At 72.4% G+C, this 17888-nt stretch carries 16 protein-coding genes; 5 read left to right on the forward strand and 11 right to left on the reverse strand.

The window, feature by feature from the left end; translation table 11 throughout:
- Nucleotides 1–94: 94 nt before the first annotated feature.
- The gene (locus ASG76_RS12645; protein ID WP_056603637.1) at nt 95–520 is read left to right on the forward strand and encodes a pyridoxamine 5'-phosphate oxidase family protein; all 426 of its coding nucleotides are present in this window, start codon (nt 95–97) and stop codon (nt 518–520) included.
- Between the two features lie 3 nt (nt 521–523).
- Here ASG76_RS12645 and cofC read toward each other — a convergent pair whose 3' ends face one another.
- From cofC to ASG76_RS12660, 3 genes are read right to left on the reverse strand one after another with little or no spacing between them, the layout of a single operon-like run.
- Nucleotides 524–1195, reverse strand: coding sequence for a 2-phospho-L-lactate guanylyltransferase (cofC, locus tag ASG76_RS12650; protein WP_200948167.1), 672 nt, complete (start codon nt 1193–1195; stop codon nt 524–526).
- A gap of 4 nt (nt 1196–1199) precedes the next feature.
- Nucleotides 1200–2546 (reverse strand): GAF domain-containing sensor histidine kinase, encoded by a 1347-nt coding sequence (locus tag ASG76_RS12655; RefSeq protein ID WP_056603640.1) that lies wholly within the window; start codon nt 2544–2546, stop codon nt 1200–1202.
- A complete protein-coding gene (locus tag ASG76_RS12660; protein WP_056603642.1) occupies nt 2543–3277 on the reverse strand; it encodes a response regulator in 735 nt (244 codons plus the stop codon). Before ASG76_RS12660 ends, ASG76_RS12655 begins: the two co-directional genes overlap by 4 nt.
- Before the next feature lie 132 nt (nt 3278–3409).
- Here ASG76_RS12660 and cofH point away from each other — a divergent pair, with 132 nt between their 5' ends.
- From cofH to ASG76_RS12675, 3 genes are all read left to right on the forward strand, one after another.
- Complete coding sequence (gene cofH, locus ASG76_RS12665; RefSeq protein ID WP_056603645.1) at nt 3410–5785, forward strand: 5-amino-6-(D-ribitylamino)uracil--L-tyrosine 4-hydroxyphenyl transferase CofH; 2376 nt, start codon at nt 3410–3412, stop codon at nt 5783–5785.
- Nucleotides 5785–6393 (forward strand): GTP cyclohydrolase II, encoded by a 609-nt coding sequence (gene ribA, locus ASG76_RS12670; RefSeq protein WP_056603648.1) that lies wholly within the window; start codon nt 5785–5787, stop codon nt 6391–6393. Before cofH ends, ribA begins: the two co-directional genes overlap by 1 nt.
- Before the next feature lie 112 nt (nt 6394–6505).
- Nucleotides 6506–7360, forward strand: coding sequence for a mechanosensitive ion channel family protein (locus ASG76_RS12675; RefSeq protein WP_056603651.1), 855 nt, complete (start codon nt 6506–6508; stop codon nt 7358–7360).
- 198 nt (nt 7361–7558) lie between these two features.
- On the opposite strand, the gene dnaB is transcribed toward ASG76_RS12675, so the two are convergent.
- The 8 genes from dnaB to ASG76_RS12715 form a co-directional block, all read right to left on the reverse strand.
- Complete coding sequence (gene dnaB / locus ASG76_RS12680) at nt 7559–8956, reverse strand: replicative DNA helicase (RefSeq protein WP_200948182.1); 1398 nt, start codon at nt 8954–8956, stop codon at nt 7559–7561.
- A 513-nt stretch (nt 8957–9469) separates the two neighbouring features.
- Nucleotides 9470–10210, reverse strand: a complete 741-nt coding sequence (locus ASG76_RS12685) for an energy-coupling factor ABC transporter ATP-binding protein (protein WP_056603657.1) — start codon at nt 10208–10210, stop codon at nt 9470–9472.
- Nucleotides 10207–10875 carry a cobalt ECF transporter T component CbiQ gene (gene cbiQ / locus ASG76_RS12690; protein WP_056603660.1) on the reverse strand — a complete coding sequence of 223 codons (669 nt, stop codon included), beginning with the start codon at nt 10873–10875 and terminating at the stop codon, nt 10207–10209. Before cbiQ ends, ASG76_RS12685 begins: the two co-directional genes overlap by 4 nt.
- Nucleotides 10875–11189 (reverse strand): PDGLE domain-containing protein, encoded by a 315-nt coding sequence (locus ASG76_RS19425; protein WP_056603663.1) that lies wholly within the window; start codon nt 11187–11189, stop codon nt 10875–10877. Before ASG76_RS19425 ends, cbiQ begins: the two co-directional genes overlap by 1 nt.
- The gene (locus ASG76_RS12700) at nt 11186–11872 is read right to left on the reverse strand and encodes an energy-coupling factor ABC transporter permease (RefSeq protein ID WP_056603666.1); all 687 of its coding nucleotides are present in this window, start codon (nt 11870–11872) and stop codon (nt 11186–11188) included. Before ASG76_RS12700 ends, ASG76_RS19425 begins: the two co-directional genes overlap by 4 nt.
- Before the next feature lie 106 nt (nt 11873–11978).
- The gene (locus ASG76_RS12705; protein WP_162254110.1) at nt 11979–13472 is read right to left on the reverse strand and encodes a sulfite exporter TauE/SafE family protein; all 1494 of its coding nucleotides are present in this window, start codon (nt 13470–13472) and stop codon (nt 11979–11981) included.
- Nucleotides 13472–14779, reverse strand: coding sequence for a tetratricopeptide repeat protein (locus ASG76_RS12710; protein WP_056603672.1), 1308 nt, complete (start codon nt 14777–14779; stop codon nt 13472–13474). The genes ASG76_RS12705 and ASG76_RS12710 overlap by 1 nt, the downstream gene beginning before the upstream one ends.
- A gap of 90 nt (nt 14780–14869) precedes the next feature.
- On the reverse strand, nt 14870–16357 hold the full coding sequence (locus ASG76_RS12715) for a DUF4331 domain-containing protein (RefSeq protein WP_082587489.1): 1488 nt from the start codon (nt 16355–16357) through the stop codon (nt 14870–14872).
- A 203-nt stretch (nt 16358–16560) separates the two neighbouring features.
- Here ASG76_RS12715 and ASG76_RS12720 point away from each other — a divergent pair, with 203 nt between their 5' ends.
- A complete protein-coding gene (locus ASG76_RS12720; protein ID WP_056603680.1) occupies nt 16561–17886 on the forward strand; it encodes an MATE family efflux transporter in 1326 nt (441 codons plus the stop codon).
- Nucleotides 17887–17888: the final 2 nt, after the last annotated feature.

Below are 17888 nucleotides of genomic sequence, written 5' to 3' on the forward strand. Positions count from 1 at the left end.
CTCGCGCTGCAGCGTTGAGAAAGGCGTGATTGTTCGCCGAGCCCGCATCGGCGAGGCTGGGCGCACATGTCGCACCCGACAGGCTGGAGCCGCGATGAGGTTGTCCGAGGAAACCGCCCGATCCCGGCTCGAGGAGCACGTGCACGGCGTGTTCGCCACCCTGCACCCCGAGCGTGGACCCGACCCGCAACCGGTCGTCTACGCGATCCACGACGGCCACGTCGGCGTGCCGATCGACTCGGTGAAGCCGAAGGCGTCCTCCCGCCTCCAGCGCGAGGACAACCTGGCCGCCGACCCGCGCGGGTCGCTGCTGGTCGAGCACTGGGACGCCGAGGACTGGTCGCGGTTGTGGTGGGTGCGCGCCGACACCGAGCACGTGCCCGATCCGGACCGGTCGCTGGTGGACGCCCTGGCGGACCGGCTGGCCACCACCGTGCCGCAGTACGCCGACAAGCCGTTCCACCGGGTGCTGGTCTGCCGCATCGTCAAGGTGACGGGCTGGTCGGCCAGCGAGGACTGAGGCTCAACGAGCCCCGACGACCGTGCGGATCTCGAGGACGCCGCGGGCCGCGGCGCGGGTGTGCGGCCCGACGCCGAGCGCGCAGGCGGCGCGCAGGTCGTCGACGGTGTCGATGTCGTGGCGCGCGCCCCGCGGCGCGCCGTCGATCGCGCGCAGCCCGAGGACCCGGTGCCGCGCCGCCGAGGCGGGCCCGTAGCGCGTGCGCACCGCGAGCCCCGGTGCGTGCACGACGAAGGTGGTGCCGGTGCCGGCCCGGTCCGGCACGAACACCCCCCGCCCGGGATCGGCGGCCGCCTCCCGCAGGACCCCGGAGACGTCAGCGGGAGTGAGGCAGGGCAGGTCCGCGGGCACCACGGCGATGCCCGAGCCGGGACGCCAGGTGGAGGCCGCGCGCGCGCCGTCGCGCACGGCGGGCCGCATGCCGGCGCCCCGGTCCGGCGCGACCTGGGCACCGAGTCGACGTACGCGTCGCGCGACCTCGGCGTCGCACGTCACCACCAGCACGCCGCCCACCTCGGGGCAGCCTGCGAGCGCCGCGACCGTGTCGAGCGCGAAGGTGAGGGCCAGCGCGCGACGGTGCGCTGCCGGCAGCGCGAGGCGCGACTTCGCCAGGGCGAGCGGCTTCACCGGCACCACAGCGGTCACGCCGGGGCTCTCCGTGCGGGTCGCGCTCACGGGGTCACCGGTCGGCCCGCGGGAGGCGCAGCCTCATCGTCGTGCCGGTCGGGCCCGAGCGCGCCACCTCGAGCTCGCCGCCCATCGCCCCCACCAGACCGTGCGCCAGGCCGAGCCCGAGGCCGATGCTCTCCTCCTGCGCTCCCTCGTCCGCCGCGACGGTCGGCGTCCGCGCGGGGTCGTCGGCGCGGCGCGCGAACGGGGTGAAGACACGGTCGAGGAGGTCGGGCGGGATGCCCGGTCCGTCGTCCTCCACGAGCACCGGCAGGCGCTCGTCGTCGGCGTCCGCGCACACCCGCACCTCGACCCGGCCACCGACGTGGCCGTGCCGGATGGCGTTGGTGACGAGGTTGAGCAGCACCTGGCGCAGCCGTCGACGGTCAGCGAGCACGGCGTCGTCCCCGGCGCGGTCGGCGCTGCCCCGCTCGAGCACCAGCGTGACCTGGCGCCCCTCGGCGCGCGCCGACAGCAGGCCGAACACCTCGGCCACCGCGTCACCCACGTGCACCGGCTCGAGCGCCAGCGGGAGCGCGTTGGCCTCCAGCCGGCTCATGTCGAGGACGTCGGAGAGCAGGTCCATCACGTGCCCGGCCGCGGCGGCGATGTGGCCCAGCGCCTCGCGCCGGCGGGCGTCGTCGAGGTCCATCGTGCCGAGCAGCTCGGCGAAGCCGACGATCGCCTGGATCGGCGTACGTGCCTCGTGGCCGACCGCCGCCAGCAGCTCGGACTTGGCGTGCGAGAGCTCCTCGGCCGTGCGGCGCGCGGTCTCCGCCTCCAGGCGCGCCCGACCGTCCTCGAGCAGGCGGGCGTGGCCGATCGCGATCGAGGCGAGGTGGGTGAAGCGGTCCACGAGCAGCTGCTCGCGACTGGACGGCGCGTGGGGACGGCGGTGGTAGACCGCGAACGTGCCGACGGGTCGCCCGTCGTCGCCGTCGATCGGCGTGGACCAGCAGCTGCGCAGCCCCGCGCCGGTGGCGGCGTCGCGGTAGCCGGTCCACCGCACGTCGGTGAGCACGTCGGCGGCCACGACCGGGGCGTTGGTGGCAGCGGCCGTCCCGCAGGACCCGGCACCCTCGCCGATCGCCATCCCGTCGATCGCGGCGACGTAGGCCGGGGGCAGGCTGGGGGCGGCACCGTGGTGCAGGGTGCCGTGCGCACGGTCGAGCAGCAGCACCGAGCAGCGGGCACCGGGCATCAGGTCCTCGAGCGAGGTGAGGATCCCGGTGAGCACCTCCCGGAGCGGGGCGGCGCGGGCGATGAGCTCGAGCACCTCGGTCTGGCGGCCCATCAGCTCGCGCACGTCCTCGGGCCTCAGCTCGGCGTGCGGGCGCCTCGGCTCGAGCGCGGTCATTCGTCGTCCACCAGCTGGTAGCCGACCCCGCGCACCGTGCGCAGCAACCGCGGGCTCGAGGGGTCGGCCTCGAGCTTGAGGCGCAGCCGGTGCACGTGCTCGGTGACGGTCGCCTCGCCCAGCCACTCCGAGGAGGAGTTCCAGACGCGGTCGAGGAGCTGGCTGCGGGTGAAGACGTGACGCGGGTGCGTGGCCAGGAACGCCAGGAGGTCGAACTCCTTGGGGGTGAGCTCCACCTCGAGCCCGTCCAGCACCACCCGGCGGCAGGCCGGCTCGATGCGCAACAGCCCCACCACGACGGCCTCGTCGGCAGTCTCCGGGGTCGTCCGGCGCAGCACCGAGCGCACCCGCGCGGCGAGCTCGCCGGGCGAGAACGGCTTGACCAGGTAGTCGTCGGCACCGAGGTCCAGGCCGACGATGCGGTCGGTCTCGCCGTTGCGACCCGAGAGCACGATGATCGGCGTGTCGGAGCGCCCCGACCTGCCGCCACGCACCGAGCGCAGCACGTCGAGCCCGCCCAGCCCGGGCAGCGACAGGTCCAGCACGACCAGCGTCGGGTGGTCGTCGCGGATGCGGCGCAGGGCGGTCGGACCGTCGTCGGCCTCGACCACCCGGTAGCCGGCGTCGTCGAGCTGCCACCGCACGACCGTGCGGATGGCGGCGTCGTCGTCGACGACGAGCACGACCGGGGCCTTGGCGTCGGCGACGCGGTCGGAACCGGGCTGGCTCATGTGTGAAGGACACCACAGCGCGCCGCGCAAATCACTGCCTCGGCCCGACTCGTTGTGGCGGCGTTGAGAATCCGTTGGTCCGTCAGTGAGGCGCAGGCCACACACTGGTGTCATGCACCCCGGTGACCCCGCATGACGGCACTGGTCGACCTCTCGACCCCCGAGCTCCTCGACCGCGCCTCGCGACGGCGCGACGAGCTCTTCGGGACGCGGGTCACCTACTCCCCCAAGGTCTTCATCCCGCTGACCAAGCTGTGCCGCGACCGCTGCGGCTACTGCACCTTCGCGGAGTCCCCGCGCACGGCCGCGGCGCCGTACCTCGAGCCCGCCGAGGTCCTCGCCATCGCCTCCCAGGGCGCGGCCGCGGGCTGCCACGAGGCCCTCTTCACCCTGGGCGAGGCCCCGGAGCTGCGCTACCCGGCAGCCGCCGAGTGGCTCGCCGCGCGCGGCCACGCCTCGACCGTGTCCTACCTCACCGAGGTCGCGGCGCTGGTGCTCGGCGAGACCGGGCTGCTGCCCCACGCCAACGCCGGTGCGCTCGGTCGCGACGACCTCGCGCTGCTCCGTACGACGTGCGCCTCGCAGGGGATGATGGTCGAGAGCCTGCGCCCCGACCTGGCCGCCCACCGCGGCGCCCCCGACAAGGAGCCGGCCCGCAGGCTCGCCACGCTCGACCTCGCCGGGCGGCTCGCCATCCCGTTCACCACCGGCATCCTCGTCGGGATCGGCGAGAGCGAGACCGACCGCCTCGAGGCGCTGGAGGCGATCGCCGCCTCCCACCTGCTGCACGGCCACGTGCAGGAGGTGATCGTGCAGAACTTCCTGCCCAAGCCGGGGACTGCGATGCGCGACGCCGCCCCGTGCTCCCACGAGGACCACGTCCGCGCGATCGCACTGGCGCGGCTGGTGCTGCCCGACGACGTGCACGTGCAGGCCCCGCCCAACCTGTCGGCCCCCGAGGACCTCGCCGGCCTGCTGGCGGCGGGCATCGACGACTGGGGCGGCGTCTCGCCGGTGACCGCCGACCACGTCAACCCCGAGCGGCCGTGGCCCTCGCTCGACGTGCTGCGCGCGGCCACCGAGGCGGGCGGGCACCAGCTGGCACCGCGGCTGACGACCTACCCGTCGCACGCCGCCGCCCCCGAGCGGTGGCTCGATCCAGCGGTGCGCTTCCCGGTGCTCGACCGCGCCGACGCCGACCTGCTCGGCCGCGACGACCCGGGGGCGCTGTGGCCCGAGCGGCACCGCGACGCCGCCAACGTCGGCACCGGGGCCGAGGTCGTGCAGATCGGCCGGCGCTCCACGGCGTGGTTCTCCGGCGCCGGGGTCGACCCGGTCGACGTGGTGGGTGCCCACTCCGAGGCCGCGCTCGCGGTGACCGGGCGGGTGCGCGAGGTGCTGGACGGCGTACGACTGGGGCAGGAGGTGGGCGCCGAGGAGCTCGAGGCCCTCTTCGCCGCGCGCGGGGCCGAGGTCGCCGCGGTGGCCGCCGCCGCCGACGAGGTGCGACGACGGGTCGTCGGCGACGAGGTGACCTACGTGGTCAACCGCAACATCAACTACACCAACGTCTGCACCTACAAGTGCACGTTCTGCGGCTTCTCCAAGGGCCCGCTGTCGCTCAACCTGCGCGGCGCCCCCTACCTGCTCACCCTCGACGACGTCGCCGACCGCAGCGAGGAGGCCGCCGCTCTCGGCGCGACCGAGGTCTGCCTGCAGGGAGGCATCCACCCGAGCTTCGACGGTGACTTCTACGTCGACGTGACCCGGGCGGTGCACGAGCGGGTGCCGGACATCCACATCCACGGCTTCACCGCGCTGGAGGTGCTCGAGGGCTCACGGCGCCTCGGCGAGCCGCTCGAGAGCTACCTGCTCCGGCTCAAGGACGCCGGGTTGCGGTCGCTGCCGGGCACGGCCGCGGAGATCCTCGACGACGAGGTCCGCGCGGTGCTGTGCCCGGACAAGGTCACCACCGAGGAGTGGCTCGAGGTGCACCGCGTCGCGCACTCGGTGGGCCTGCGCAGCAACGTGACGATGATGTTCGGCTCGATCGAGCGCCCGCACCACTGGGTGCGCCACCTGCTGCGCACGCGCGCGCTGCAGCGGGAGACCGGGGGGTTCACCGAGTTCGTCGGGCTGCCGTTCGTGCACATGGCCGCGCCCATCTACCTCAAGCGCGGCGCGCGGCGCGGACCGACGTGGCGCGAGACGGTGCTGGTGCACGCGGTGGCCCGCATCGCGTACGCCGACGACATCGCCCACGTGCAGGCATCGTGGGTCAAGCTCGGGCCGGTGGGCGCCGGGCAGCTGCTGGCCGCGGGCGTCGACGACCTCGGCGGGACGCTGATGGACGAGAACATCAGCCGCGCCGCCGGCGCCAGCCACGGCCAGGGCCTCACCCCCGACGACCTGGCCGCGATCGCCCGCCGGGCCGGGCGTCCGCTGCGCCAGCGCAGCACGCTCTACGGCGAGGTGGTCGCGCGGGTCGCCGCCGCGGTGGTCGGGTGATGCCGGTCCGGCGGGTCGTCGAGACCGTGCTCCCCACCGACGTCGGCGAGTTCCGCGCCCTCGGCCACCGCGACGAGGCGACCGGGCAGGAGCACCTCACGCTCGTGCGCGGCGACGTCGCCGGCGGAGTCGACGTACTGGTGCGGCTGCACTCGGAGTGCCTCACCGGCGACGCGTTCGCATCGGCACGCTGCGACTGCGGACCGCAGCTGCGCGCCTCGTTGGGACGGATCGCCGAGGAGGGCGCAGGGGTGGTGGTCTACCTGCGCGGCCACGAGGGCCGCGGCATCGGGCTGGTGGACAAGCTGCGGGCCTACGCCCTGCAGGACCTCGGCGCCGACACCGTCGACGCCAACCTCCGTCTCGGCCTGCCCGCCGACGCCCGTGACTACGGCGCCGGCGCCGCGATCCTCGCCGACCTCGAGGTGAGCTCGGTGCGGCTGCTGACCAACAACCCCGACAAGGTGCGCGCGCTCACCGACGCGGGCATCGACGTGCGCGAGCAGGTGCCGCTGCTGACCCGGGTCACCCAGCACAACGTCGTCTACCTCCGCACCAAGCAGGAGCGGTTCGGCCACACCCTGCCCGACGTGCTGGCGCCCGGCTGACACCTGGGACAAACCCTTCCCCGAACGACGCGAAATATGTCGTCCCTCGGGAGGTGTTGTCGGCGTGCTTCCCCTACCAAGGTCGAAGCCACCGAACGAAAGGACATCACTCATGGACATCGGTGACAGCTTCCAGAACACGACGGACGGGATATTCGCCTTCCTGCCCAACTTGGTGGGCGCCCTGCTCATCCTGCTCGTCGGCTACATCATCGCGAAGATCGTCTCCGGCATCGTGGGCAAGCTCCTCGACAAGGTGCACATCGACCAACGGCTCAACGAGAGCTCGGCGAGCAGGTACGTCGACGCCGTGCTGCCGGGGGCCTCGCCGTCGAAGGGCATCGCCCGCGTCGTCTTCTGGCTGATCTTCATCTTCTTCATCACCGCCGCCATCGGGGCGCTCGGGATCCCGGCCGCCACGAGCTTCATGAACCAGGTGATGGCCTACCTGCCCAACGTGATCGTCGCGATCCTGATCTTCATCGTCGCGGCGCTGCTCTCCGGCGCCATCGCCGGCGCCGTCGTGAAGTTCATGGGGGACACGCCCACCGGCAAGATCGTCGGCACGGTGGCTCCCGCGGTGATCATGACGATCGCCTTCTTCATGATCCTCGAGCAGCTGCAGATCGCCCCCGAGATCGTCCGCATCGCCTTCACCGCGATCATGTTCGCCCTCGCGCTCGGCCTCGCGCTGGCCTTCGGCCTCGGTGGCCGCGAGCTGGCGGCCGACATGCTGCGCCAGGCCAAGGACAAGGGCTCCGACGCTGCCCGTCAGGCCAAGCAGGACGCCCAGACCGGCGCTGCCCGGGCTCGCGAGGAGGTCGGTCAGCACACCGGCTCGACCGGCTCGACCGGCTCGAGCGACTGGACCAGCTCCACGGCCCAGACCGGCTACACGCAGCCGGGCACCGGGTTCGACCCGGACGCCACGCAGCACATGCCGCCCCCGGCTCCGCCGACCCGCTGAGCACCACACGGCCCCGCCGACGACATCCAGTCGTGGGCGGGGCCTCGTGCTGTCCGTCGGCTGACACACTCACCGCGTGAGCGACCTGCCCCCAGCGTCGCCGACCTCGCGGAGCTGCTGCGCCGCGAGGCCGAGCACGCTGCACCTGGCCCGCGCGGGGTCAACCTCACGACCGTGCTGGAGCTGTGACGCCTGGGCTCAGCCCTGCGCCATGTCCACGAAGCGCGAGTAGTGCCCCTGGAAGGCGACCGTGAGGTCGCGGGTGGGGCCGTTGCGGTGCTTGGCCACGATGAGGTCGGCCTCGCCGGGGCGGGTCGACTCCTTCTCGTAGACGTCGTCGCGGTGCAGCAGGATCACCATGTCGGCGTCCTGCTCGAGCGAGCCGGACTCACGCAGGTCGCTCATCATCGGGCGCTTGTCGCCACGCTGCTCGGGACCACGGTTGAGTTGCGACAGCGCGATGATCGGGCACTCGAGCTCCTTGGCGAGGAGCTTGATGTTGCGGGAGAACTCCGAGACCTCGAGCTGGCGCGACTCCACCTTCTTGCCCGAGCTCATCAGCTGCATGTAGTCGATGACGATGAGCTTGAGGTCGTGGCGCTGCTTGAGGCGACGGGCCTTGGCCCGGATCTCCATCATCGTCATGTTGGGGCTGTCGTCGATGAACATCGGCGCACCCGAGACCTGACCCATCTTGCGGGCGAGCTTCTCCCAGTCGTCGTCGCGCATCGTGCCGTTGCGGATGTGGTTGAGCGGCACCTTCGCCTCCGCGGAGAGCAGGCGCATCATGATCTCCGAGCGCGTCATCTCGAGGCTGAAGAAGACGCTGGTGAGGTTGTTGTGGATCGACGCCGCACGGCAGAAGTCGAGAGCGAGGGTCGACTTCCCCATGGCAGGTCGAGCCGCGACGATGATCATCTGCCCGGAGTGCAGACCGTTGGTGAGGTCGTCGAGGTCGGCGAAGCCGGTCGGCACGCCGTAGAGCCCGGCCTCGCGGTTGCCGATGGCCTCGATCTCGTCGAGGACGCCGCTCATGATGTCGCTCAGCGGCGCGTAGTCGACGGCGGCGCGGCGGTCGGTGACCTTGTAGACCTCGGCCTGGGCGCTGTCGACCACGTCGTCGATCTGGCCCTCGCCGGCGTAGCCGAGGGCCGCGATGCGCGTGCCGGCCTCGACCAGGCGGCGCAGGATCGCCTTGTCGCGCACGATCTCGGCGTAGTAGCCGGCGTTGGCCGCGATGGGCACGTTGGCCGACAGGGTGTGCAGGTAGGGCGCGCCACCGATGCGCTGGAGCTCGCCGCGCTTCTGCAGCTCCGCGGCCACGGTGATCGGGTCGGCCGGCTCGCCGCGGCCGTAGAGGTCGATGATCGAGTCGTGGATGATCTCGTGGGCCGGGCGGTAGTAGTCCACGCCCTTGATGACGTCGACCACGTCGGCGATCGCGTCCTTCGACAGCAGCATCGAGCCCAGCACGCTCTGCTCCGCGGCGTTGTCCTGCGGAGGGGTGCGGTCACCGGCCGAGCGCGGCGAGTGACCCGGCTCGTAGGCCGCGGGTCCGTCGCCCCAGGCCTCGTCGGTGTCGCCCTCGAAGGTGATGCTCACCGTGGTCCCCTCACTGTCCGTTCCCCGAGCCCTCGCCCACGACGGTAGGGCCGGGCACCGACATCGCCGGCACCGTGGCCACCGCCGTCGGCACACGTGCGCCGACCCAGCTCCGCGATCACTGGACGCGCGAGACCGTACGTCGTCGGGACCGTCCCGGGGAAGTCGGGAAGCCCAAGTTGTCCACAGGTTCTGTGGACAACCTGGGCACTCAGGTGGACGACACGCCTGCACCGGTGCACACGACGTGGAGGGGCCTGTGGACAAACCAGGAGACCGACCACCAAAACGTCCTCTGACCTGCACCTATGTCATTCACACGCTGTGGAGGAAAATCAGTGGGCCGGTCTGTGCGTTCACCTGTCCGCCATCTGGAAGTCGCCTGTTGCTTTGTCGACACGGCTTCGTGACGCCTGCCACGGCCCCATCATCCACACCGCCATTCACAGGTAGTCCCAACGGACTATGTACAGCTGCGGCCGGCTGTCAGTACGTGCGCGGTGCGCCTCAGCAGGCGTGCGGGTCGAAGCCGAACGGCAGCTCGAGCCGGTGGGCCTTCATCAGCGCGTCGTCGGTGAGGACGTCGAGCGTGCGTCCCTCCGCGGCGACCACTCCGCCCGAGAGCACGATCGATCGCGGGCACAGCTGCAGCGCGTAGGGCAGGTCGTGGGTGACCATCACCAGGGTGACGTCCAGGCTAGTGAGGATGTCGGCGAGCTCGCGCCGCGACGCCGGGTCGAGGTTCGAGCTCGGCTCGTCGAGGACGATGACCTCCGGCTCCATCACCAGCACCGTGGCGACCGCGACCCGGCGCCGCTGACCGAAGGAGAGGTGGTGCGGCGGACGGTCGGCGAAGTCCGCCATGCCGACCATGTCGAGCGCGGCCATCACGCGCCGGTCGAGCTCGACGCCGCGGATCCCCAGGTTGCGTGGCCCGAAGGCCACGTCGTCGCGCACGCTGCCCATGAAGAGCTGGTCGTCGGGGTCCTGGAAGACGATCCCGACGCGCCGGCGGACCTCGGCAAGGTTGTCCTTCACCACGGGCAGGCCTGACACGCTGACCGTGCCCCGGCCGGGCAGGAGGATGCCGTTGAGGTGCAGCACGAGGGTGGTCTTGCCGGCACCGTTGGGGCCCAGCACCGCCACCCGCTCGCCGCGGTGCACGTGCAGGTCCACGCCGAACAGCGCCTGGTGGCCATCGGGGTAGGCGAACGCGACGCCCTGGAGGTCCAGCACGGGCGTGGTCATCGGCGCGCACCGGGGTCGTAGCCCCGCGAGACCATGGCGAGGTGGACGCGCTCGCCGCGCTCGAAGGACCGGATGAACAACGCTCCCACCGAGCGGCCGAGGACCGGCCAGTGGCGCGGGTCGCGCGCAGAGAATCCGCGCGACTCCCGGGCGGTCCTCATCCGACCGAGCTCGTCGGTGACCACCTCGAGGTAGCGGACCATGAAGCCCATGATCTGCACCAGCTGCGCCGGCACCCGGAGCCGCTCGAGGCCCGCGAGGAGCTCGCGCGGGTCGGTCGTCGCGGCGAGCAGGAGGCTGGCCAGCACACCGAAGGTCGCCTTGACGACCAGCGCTGCCGCTGCCGCCAGACCCGGCTCGCTCACCGTGAGGACCCCGAGCTCGACCCGCGGTCCGCTGGCCACCCAGGGAAGCACCACGGCGAACACGAGCACCGGGGTCTCGATGACCATCCGACGCGCCAGGTACGAGGCCGGCACGCCGGACAGCGCGACCAGCACGGCGAGCACCGCGGCGTACGTCGCGAAGGCAGGCAGCCAGGACAGCGGGGTCGCCACGACGACGAGCATGAAGCCGACCAGCGCGGCGACCTTGAGGTGCGCAGGAGCCCGGTGGATCGGGGAGTGGCCGTGGAAGTGCAGGCGGTGTCCGTGCGGTGCGCCCATCACTCGTCCTCCGCGCCCGCACGCGACACGGGCCGGCGCAGCCGGAACAACAGGGTCGACACGGCAAGGACCACGAGGCACCCGAGCACCCCGGCCAGGCCGCCCGACCAGCGCGGGTGCCCCAGGCCGGGCACCTCGTAGCCCGCCAGCGGCCCACCGGCCGCAGCCTGCTCCGAGGACGAGAACCCGAGGTCGACCGCGACGCTGGTGAGGCCGTCGGGACTGTTCGACGCGTAGTGGCTGACCACCCCCGCGACCAGGAGCGCGATCCCCAGCACGACTGCCAGCACGACCCGGGTCGGCGGGCGCCTCATGCCGCCACCATCCTGGTCTCCAGCTCGCGGGAGACGAGCACACCCCGCGCGCCGCGGACCAGGTCGGGACGGACCCCCATGATCCCGGCGACCACGACGAAGGTGATGACGGCCTCGCCGGCGCCGATCAACAGGTGCACCCCGAGCATCGCCGTCAGCAGGGTGTCGAACGGGATCGGCACGACGCCTCCCACGGAGTAGAGCAGCACGAAGGTCGCGGCACTCGTCGCCACCGACGCGAGCGCTGCCAGCGCCGCGGCCGGTGCGACCATCGAGACCCGCTTCGGCAGGAGCACCTGGGCGGCCAGGAAGACCAGGTGGGCCGTGACCACCGCCACCACACCCATCAGCACCACGTTGGTGCCGAGGGCGGTGATGCCGCCGTCCGCGAACAGCAACGACTGGACGACGATGACCACCGTCATGCACAGGAGCCCGGTGAAGGGGCCGACCAGCACGGTGGTCATCGCACCGCCCAGCAGGTGACCGCTGGTGCCCCCGGCCACGGGGAAGTTGATCATCTGCCCGGCGAACACGAACGTCGCGATGATGCCGGCCAGGGGCGCCACCCGGTCGTCGAGCTCCCGGCGTGCACCCCGCAGCGCGAGGGCGACGGCCGCGGCTGCGACGCCTGCGGTGGCGAGCGACGTCGGGGCGTCGAGGAATCCGTCGGGGACGTGCATGGTGACCTCCCGGTCCTGTTGCACACGATGTGCAACAGCAGTGGTTCGGCACCGGGACCCCGGCGGATGGGGTCGTCGCACCACGTGATGTGACGCGGGTCTCCCCTCACAGTCCGATGAGCGTGCGCACCACGACGCCGGTGCCGACCGCGCAGATGCCGAGGGCGGCGCCATACTTCAAGATCGTGCGGACGTTGCCCGCCAGGAAGCCCCGGCGCAGCGCCAACGTCTCCAGACGCAGGACGAGGTCGCGCGCCAGCAGGCCGACGGCCGCGAGGGAGGCAGCCATCCCGATGCCGAACGCGAGCACGAGCACGAAGCCGAACCATGCCCGCCCCAGGGCCACGGCGGCCAGGAGCAGCAGCAGCGCCGAGGGGCTCGGCACCAGGCCGCCGACGAGGCCCATCACCCACACCCCCCACCGTCCTGGGGTCTTCTCGGGCTCGACGTGGTGCGGGGCATGTTCCGCGACCGCCACGGCCGTGGCAGCAGGAGCAGCAGAGGCCGGGTCGGCCGCAGGCTCGTGGTGCCCGTGCCCGTGGTCGTGCTCGTGCCCATGCCCGTGACCGTGGCCGTGCCCGTGACCATGCCCGTGCCCGTCACCGGCGCGCAGCTGGGCGAGCAGGTAGAGGCCGAGACCGACGATCAGCAGCCCGGTGCCGAGCGTGAGCCACGGGTAGATCCGCGCGGGCACGAACGCGCTGCTGATCGAGACCAGCGCACCGAGCAGGAGGACCGAGCCGGTGTGCGCGACGGTCACGGCGCTGCCCACCGCGAGCGCGGAGCGGACCGAGCTCTCGCCGCGCTGGGACAGGTAGAAGGCCATCACCGTCTTGCCGTGGCCCGGGGACAGCGCGTGGGTCGCGCCGAGGGCCAGCGCCACGAGGATCGCAAGTCCTGCGGCGATCCAGCCCCCGTCGGCGAGGAGGCTGGTCGCCTGCGAGGAGAGCCACGAGCCGGTCGTCGACGTGGGACCGGAGGTGTCGTCACCCGGGAGGACTCCCGCGGGACCGCCCTCGGAGATGGTCAGCGTGGCGCTGGTGACGTCCAACGGTGACTGCAGGAGGTCCTGCGGGTAGGACGTCAGCCGGTCGCTGGTGCTCTCGGACGGGACGTCGGAGGCGGTGAGGGTCATCTCGTCCCCGACCGCGGTGATCTCGCGCCACCCCACCGAACCGGGGGCGGTGTCGTCCTCGAAGGTCACCTGACCCGCGCCGACGTCGGCCGCGCCGGAGTAGCGACAGGTGATGCGGGTGATCGGCAGGCCACCCTCGCCGTCGGCGAGCGAGGCCGAGGAGTCCTGCACGGTGAGGCGTACGACGCTCCCGCCCGAGCGCAGGACCAGCCCACGCGCCGTCGAGGTGCACTCCCGCGCGGCGAGCGTGGGCAGGTCGTCGATGGCGTCGCCCAGCTGCGAGGTCGGGATCTCGGCGAGGTCGACCACGTGGTCGACCACGAAGCCGTCGGGGGACACCAGGATCCCGGTGTAGCGGTTGACGGTGAAGTTGCCGAGGGGGTGGGCGGACGCCGGCGCGGCCGAGACGACCACGCACGAGGCGATCGCACCGAGGGCCAGCACCAGCCGTGCGATGACGCGCATCATCGGCCGGTCCCGACGGTGCGCAGCGTCTCGCGCGCCTCGGCACGCTGCCAGGGCGAGAGCCCCGGGTCGAGGTCGAGGCCGCGGCGCAGGTGGGTGCGCGCGGCGGCGTCCATGCCGAGCGCTGCCTCGATGGTGCCGCGGTGGATCCAGAACCTGGCCTCGGGCGAGTCGAGCCGGGTCGCCTTGCGGGTGACCCCGAGCGCCTCCCGGTCGCGTCCGACGCGGTGCAGGGCCCAGGCCAGGGCGTCGGCGACGTGGACGCTGGTGCGCTGGCGCCACTCCGCGCGCGCCTGCTCGAGGGCCTTCTCGGGCGAGCCGTGGTCGGCCTCGAAGAGCGCGGTCTCGAGGTCGGTGCGCACCCCGCTCGCGTCGAGCAGCCGGATGGTGGTGCGCACGACGGCGAACTGCGCATCGGCCTCGGCGGGCCGACCCAGGTGGAGCAACAGCTCACCGAGCTCGGTGAGGTACTCCGGCAGCGGCTGGCGGGCCACGACGTCCCGCCAGGTGGTGACCGCACCCTCCAGGTCGCCGCGCGCCGTCTGCAGGCGGGCGGTGGACACCAGGGCCGGCAGGTAGTCCGGAGAGGCCTCGAGGGCGACGTCGAGCTGACGCTGCGCGAGGCCGAGGCGGTCCTGCTTGCGCAGGATGTCGGCGTAGAGGGTGAGGGCGTACGCCTTGTCCGAGCGTGAGCCTGCGGCTGCCGTGCGCCGCAGCAGCGCACCGGCGCGGTCGAGGTCGCCGCGCAGCTCGAAGGCGTAGGAGTAGCGCGCCGACACGGCCGTGCTCGGCTGGAGCCGGTCGGCGGTGCGCAGGGCCTTCAGCTGCTCGTCGTAGCGGCCGAGCTCGTTGAGAGCGTCGACGCGGATCGCGAGCGCACCGAGGTCGCGCGGGTTGATCGCCAGGGCGGCGTCAGCGCTGGTGAGGGCGTCGTGGAAGTCGTGGCGCGCGGCGGACACGGCGGCGCGGGCCGCGAGCGCGGAGAAGTTGTCGTCGGGCTCGACGTCGAACGACTTCGCGACCGCGTCGTCGGCCTTCTGGTAGTAGGTCGCATTGCCGGTCAGGCGGGCCTGCTCGACGTAGCCGACGGCGAGGTTGGCCCACGACGCGTAGTCGCCCGGCACCCGCCGCAGCGTGTCCTGCAGGGCCGCGATGCTCGTGGCCAGGTCCTGACCGGAGCCGGGCACGACCCGCGGGGCCGTCGTCGTAGGCGGGGCGGCGGCGGGCTCGGACGTGGTGGCGACACCGACACCACCGGAGACGGCGAGGACGAGGCCGACACCGACGACGATGAGGCTCCTGCGCATGGGGGCGTCCTTTCGGGAGAAGCGGTCCCGCGGGGTGCACGGGGATGGTCCGGCCGCGCGACCGGGGTCGCGCGACCGGACCGGGTGTGGTCAGTCCTTGCGGGTACGACGTGCAGCGCTGCCGACGCCCCCGACGAGAGCCAGCAGGCCCACGCCGATGAACGCGACCGAGCTCTTGCGACCCGGGATGACGTTCTCGAGCAGGCCGCCCCCGTTGGAGGACGCGGCCGGTGCACCGCTCTTCGAGGGGTGCGGGTCGGCGTTGCTGCCACTGGCCGGGAGAGCCAGGTAGGGGAACGTCGTGCCGAACGCGGTGTCGTTGGCGTCGACCCCGTCACCGAGGTCGTTGGCCGAGCCGACCAGCTCACCCTCGACGACCTGGAGCGCGATGTCGATGACGTCGTCCCCGAGTCGACGGCCGTTGGGGAAGCCCTGCGTGTCGCCACCGATCACGCCGAGCCGGTTGGGCTGGGCGGTGACGGGGGTCGACATGTTCAGCCGCAGCTGCTCGCTGGGCGTCACCTTGCCCTTGGCCTTGTTGAGGCCCTTGACGCCGGTGAGGAACACCGACACGAGGTCGTTGCGCGGGGTCTTCGGTGCGTCGATGCCGTAGACACCCTCGACGAGCCTGGGCAGCTCGGGGTTGGTGACGTACTTCAGCGCGGCACCGTCCTGCGTCGGCTTGGAGGCGTTGAACGCGTCCTTGAGCTTCAGCGGGATGACCACCTCGTTGACCAGGGGGTTGCCCAGGCGCGAGACCTGTTGGAACTTGCCGTTGGCGCCCTTCTTCTGCGTGGTCGACCAGGTGCCGATGACGGGGTTCTTCTTGGCGTTGCCGTTCTTGGCGAGCCACTTCTGCGGCACCTGCAGCGCCACCGACTGGACGTTGAACCCGGCCAGCGTGTCGTCACCGGCCTCCGACAGGTCACCGCCGTAGAGCAGGTCGAAGACCCGGAGGTCGAGGAAGAACGGGTCCTCGGCCTGCCCGGCGAAGGACTTGACGTCCTTCGCGGGCGACGTGACCGCCTGCTTGCGCAGCGCGGCGTAGTTGGGCATCGACGCCTTGCCGATGTCGGACGGTGCCACGCGCTTCTTGCGCACGATCGTCTTGGTCTTGCCGGACTTGCTGATCCGCACCAGCTTGTAGGTCTGGTAGTAGTTCAGGTTCTTGTCCGTCAGGGACGTGACGGGACCCGTGGCTGCAAGGAACGTGTCCTTGGTGACGTAGTGGTCCTTGAAGGTCCAGCGGAAGGTCACGTCGGGCTTCGCGTCGGCGTTGTTGTCCACGTGGATGTCGTACTGGGCGTCGGTCGCGAAGCTGTAGAAGTTCGGACCACCTGCCGGCTCCTCGAAGGGCAGCCAGTTGGCGACCAGCGTGACGGTGTTCTGCGCCTCCGGACTGCGGAAGGCGTAGAGGTCGGTCGTGTCGTACTGCGGGGTCCCGGAGATGAGCGGGGCCTCACGGTGGCTCGACGCGGTCGCGGCCATCGGACCGACGCCGGCGAGGCCGACAGCCGTCAGCAGTCCGCCTGCGCAGGCCAGGGCCACAGCCCCGTGCCGCTTGGTGGGTCGTGTCATGAGCAACTACTCCTTGATGTCGGCCCGGTCGCGGCCTGTGGGGCCTGCCCGGGCAGCCCGGAACTCATCACGGAGCCGGGGTGCGGTGTGTTCGCGGTCACGCCCGTTGCGGATTGGTCTCCTCCGCCTCGTCTCCTTCGTGCGGCGCACACCTCGCCGGGTGCTCGACGGCGCCGCCTCGTCGGCGGCCTAGCCTGAGCACCGTGAAGGCCGTCGACCGCGAGATCCTGCGACTGGCGGTCCCGGCCTTCCTCGCCCTGGTCGCCGAGCCGCTCTTCCTGCTCTCCGACGCCGCCATCGTGGGCCACCTCGGCACGCCGGAGCTGGCCGGGCTCGGGATCGCGGCGGTGGTCCTGCAGACCGTCGTGGGGCTGTGCGTGTTCCTCGCCTACGGCACCACCGCGAGCGTCGCACGACACCTCGGTGCCGGCGACCTGCGAGCCGCCCTCGCCCAGGGCGTCGACGGGATCTGGCTCGCGGTCCTCATCGGCACCCTCGCCACCGTCGGTGGCATCGTGGCGACGCCGGCGCTGGTGGCTGCCTTCGGCACCGGACCGGAGGTCGCCGACCACGCCCGCACCTACCTGTCCATCGCCTTCCTCGGCACCACGCCGCTGCTGATCATGCTCGCCGCGACGGGTGTGCTGCGCGGCCTGCAGGACACGCGTACGCCACTGCTCGTCGCGGTCGTAGGCAACGCGCTCAACATCGCCCTCAACCTCTTCCTCGTCTACGGCCTCGACCTCGGCATCGCCGGGTCGGCCCTCGGGTCGGTGGTGGCGCAGGTGCTGTCCGCGGCCTGGCTGGTGGGGGTGGTGGTCCGCGCGGCACGCGCGCACGACGCGCCCCTGTCGCCCGACCGGGCCGGCATCACCGCTGCCGCGCACGCCGCGGTCGCCCTGGTCGTCCGCACCCTCGCGCTGCGTGCCTGCCTGCTCGTGGGCACCTACGCGGTGACCCGCGTGGGCACCGGCAGCAGCGACGTCAACGTCGCGACCCACCAGGTCGCGATCACCCTCTGGTCGTTCCTCGCCTTCGCGCTGGACGCGATCGCCATCGCCGCGCAGGCACTCACCGGACGGGCACTGGGCAGCGGCGACGTCGCGCACACCCGGCGCCTGACCCGCCGCATGGTGCGCTGGGGCTGGGGCAGCGGGATCGTGGCCGGTCTCGCCCTCGCCGTCGCTGCCCCCTGGCTCGGCGCCCTCTTCACCGACGACGCCGCGGTCCGTGCCCAGCTGGTGCCCGTCCTGCTGGTGGCCGCCCTCGGCCAGCCGCTCGCAGGCCTGGTCTTCGTGCTCGACGGCGTGCTCATCGGCGCCGGCGACGGGAGGTTCCTCGCGTGGGCCGGACTCGTCGTGCTGGCGGCGTACGCCCCCGCGGCGCTCTGGGCCGCGACCCTGCCGCACGGCCTGGTGGCGGTGTGGGTGGCGATGACGGTGGTCTTCATGGGCGCCCGCGGCGTCCTCCTGTCGTGGCGCGCCCGCGGGGACCACTGGCTCGTGACCGGTGCGGCGGTCCATCGTTAGGC

Source organism: Nocardioides sp. Soil774, from assembly GCF_001428125.1.
Taxonomy (GTDB): domain Bacteria; phylum Actinomycetota; class Actinomycetes; order Propionibacteriales; family Nocardioidaceae; genus Nocardioides.

What these genes read in the sequence shown, in the direction of transcription:
- cbiQ (WP_056603660.1), bottom strand. Translation starts at nt 10,875, where the DNA reads ATGGGCGCACCGCACGGACACCGCCTGCACTTCCACGGCCACTCCCCG.
- ASG76_RS12655 (WP_056603640.1), bottom strand. Translation starts at nt 2,546, where the DNA reads ATGACCGCGCTCGAGCCGAGGCGCCCGCACGCCGAGCTGAGGCCCGAG.
- ASG76_RS12715 (WP_082587489.1), bottom strand. Translation starts at nt 16,357, where the DNA reads ATGACACGACCCACCAAGCGGCACGGGGCTGTGGCCCTGGCCTGCGCA.
- ASG76_RS12705 (WP_162254110.1), bottom strand. Translation starts at nt 13,472, where the DNA reads ATGCGCGTCATCGCACGGCTGGTGCTGGCCCTCGGTGCGATCGCCTCG.
- ASG76_RS12710 (WP_056603672.1), bottom strand. Translation starts at nt 14,779, where the DNA reads ATGCGCAGGAGCCTCATCGTCGTCGGTGTCGGCCTCGTCCTCGCCGTC.
- ASG76_RS19425 (WP_056603663.1), bottom strand. Translation starts at nt 11,189, where the DNA reads ATGAGGCGCCCGCCGACCCGGGTCGTGCTGGCAGTCGTGCTGGGGATC.
- ASG76_RS12685 (WP_056603657.1), bottom strand. Translation starts at nt 10,210, where the DNA reads ATGACCACGCCCGTGCTGGACCTCCAGGGCGTCGCGTTCGCCTACCCC.
- ASG76_RS12660 (WP_056603642.1), bottom strand. Translation starts at nt 3,277, where the DNA reads ATGAGCCAGCCCGGTTCCGACCGCGTCGCCGACGCCAAGGCCCCGGTC.
- ribA (WP_056603648.1), top strand. Translation starts at nt 5,785, where the DNA reads ATGCCGGTCCGGCGGGTCGTCGAGACCGTGCTCCCCACCGACGTCGGC.
- ASG76_RS12675 (WP_056603651.1), top strand. Translation starts at nt 6,506, where the DNA reads ATGGACATCGGTGACAGCTTCCAGAACACGACGGACGGGATATTCGCC.
- cofH (WP_056603645.1), top strand. Translation starts at nt 3,410, where the DNA reads ATGACGGCACTGGTCGACCTCTCGACCCCCGAGCTCCTCGACCGCGCC.
- ASG76_RS12645 (WP_056603637.1), top strand. Translation starts at nt 95, where the DNA reads ATGAGGTTGTCCGAGGAAACCGCCCGATCCCGGCTCGAGGAGCACGTG.
- ASG76_RS12700 (WP_056603666.1), bottom strand. Translation starts at nt 11,872, where the DNA reads ATGCACGTCCCCGACGGATTCCTCGACGCCCCGACGTCGCTCGCCACC.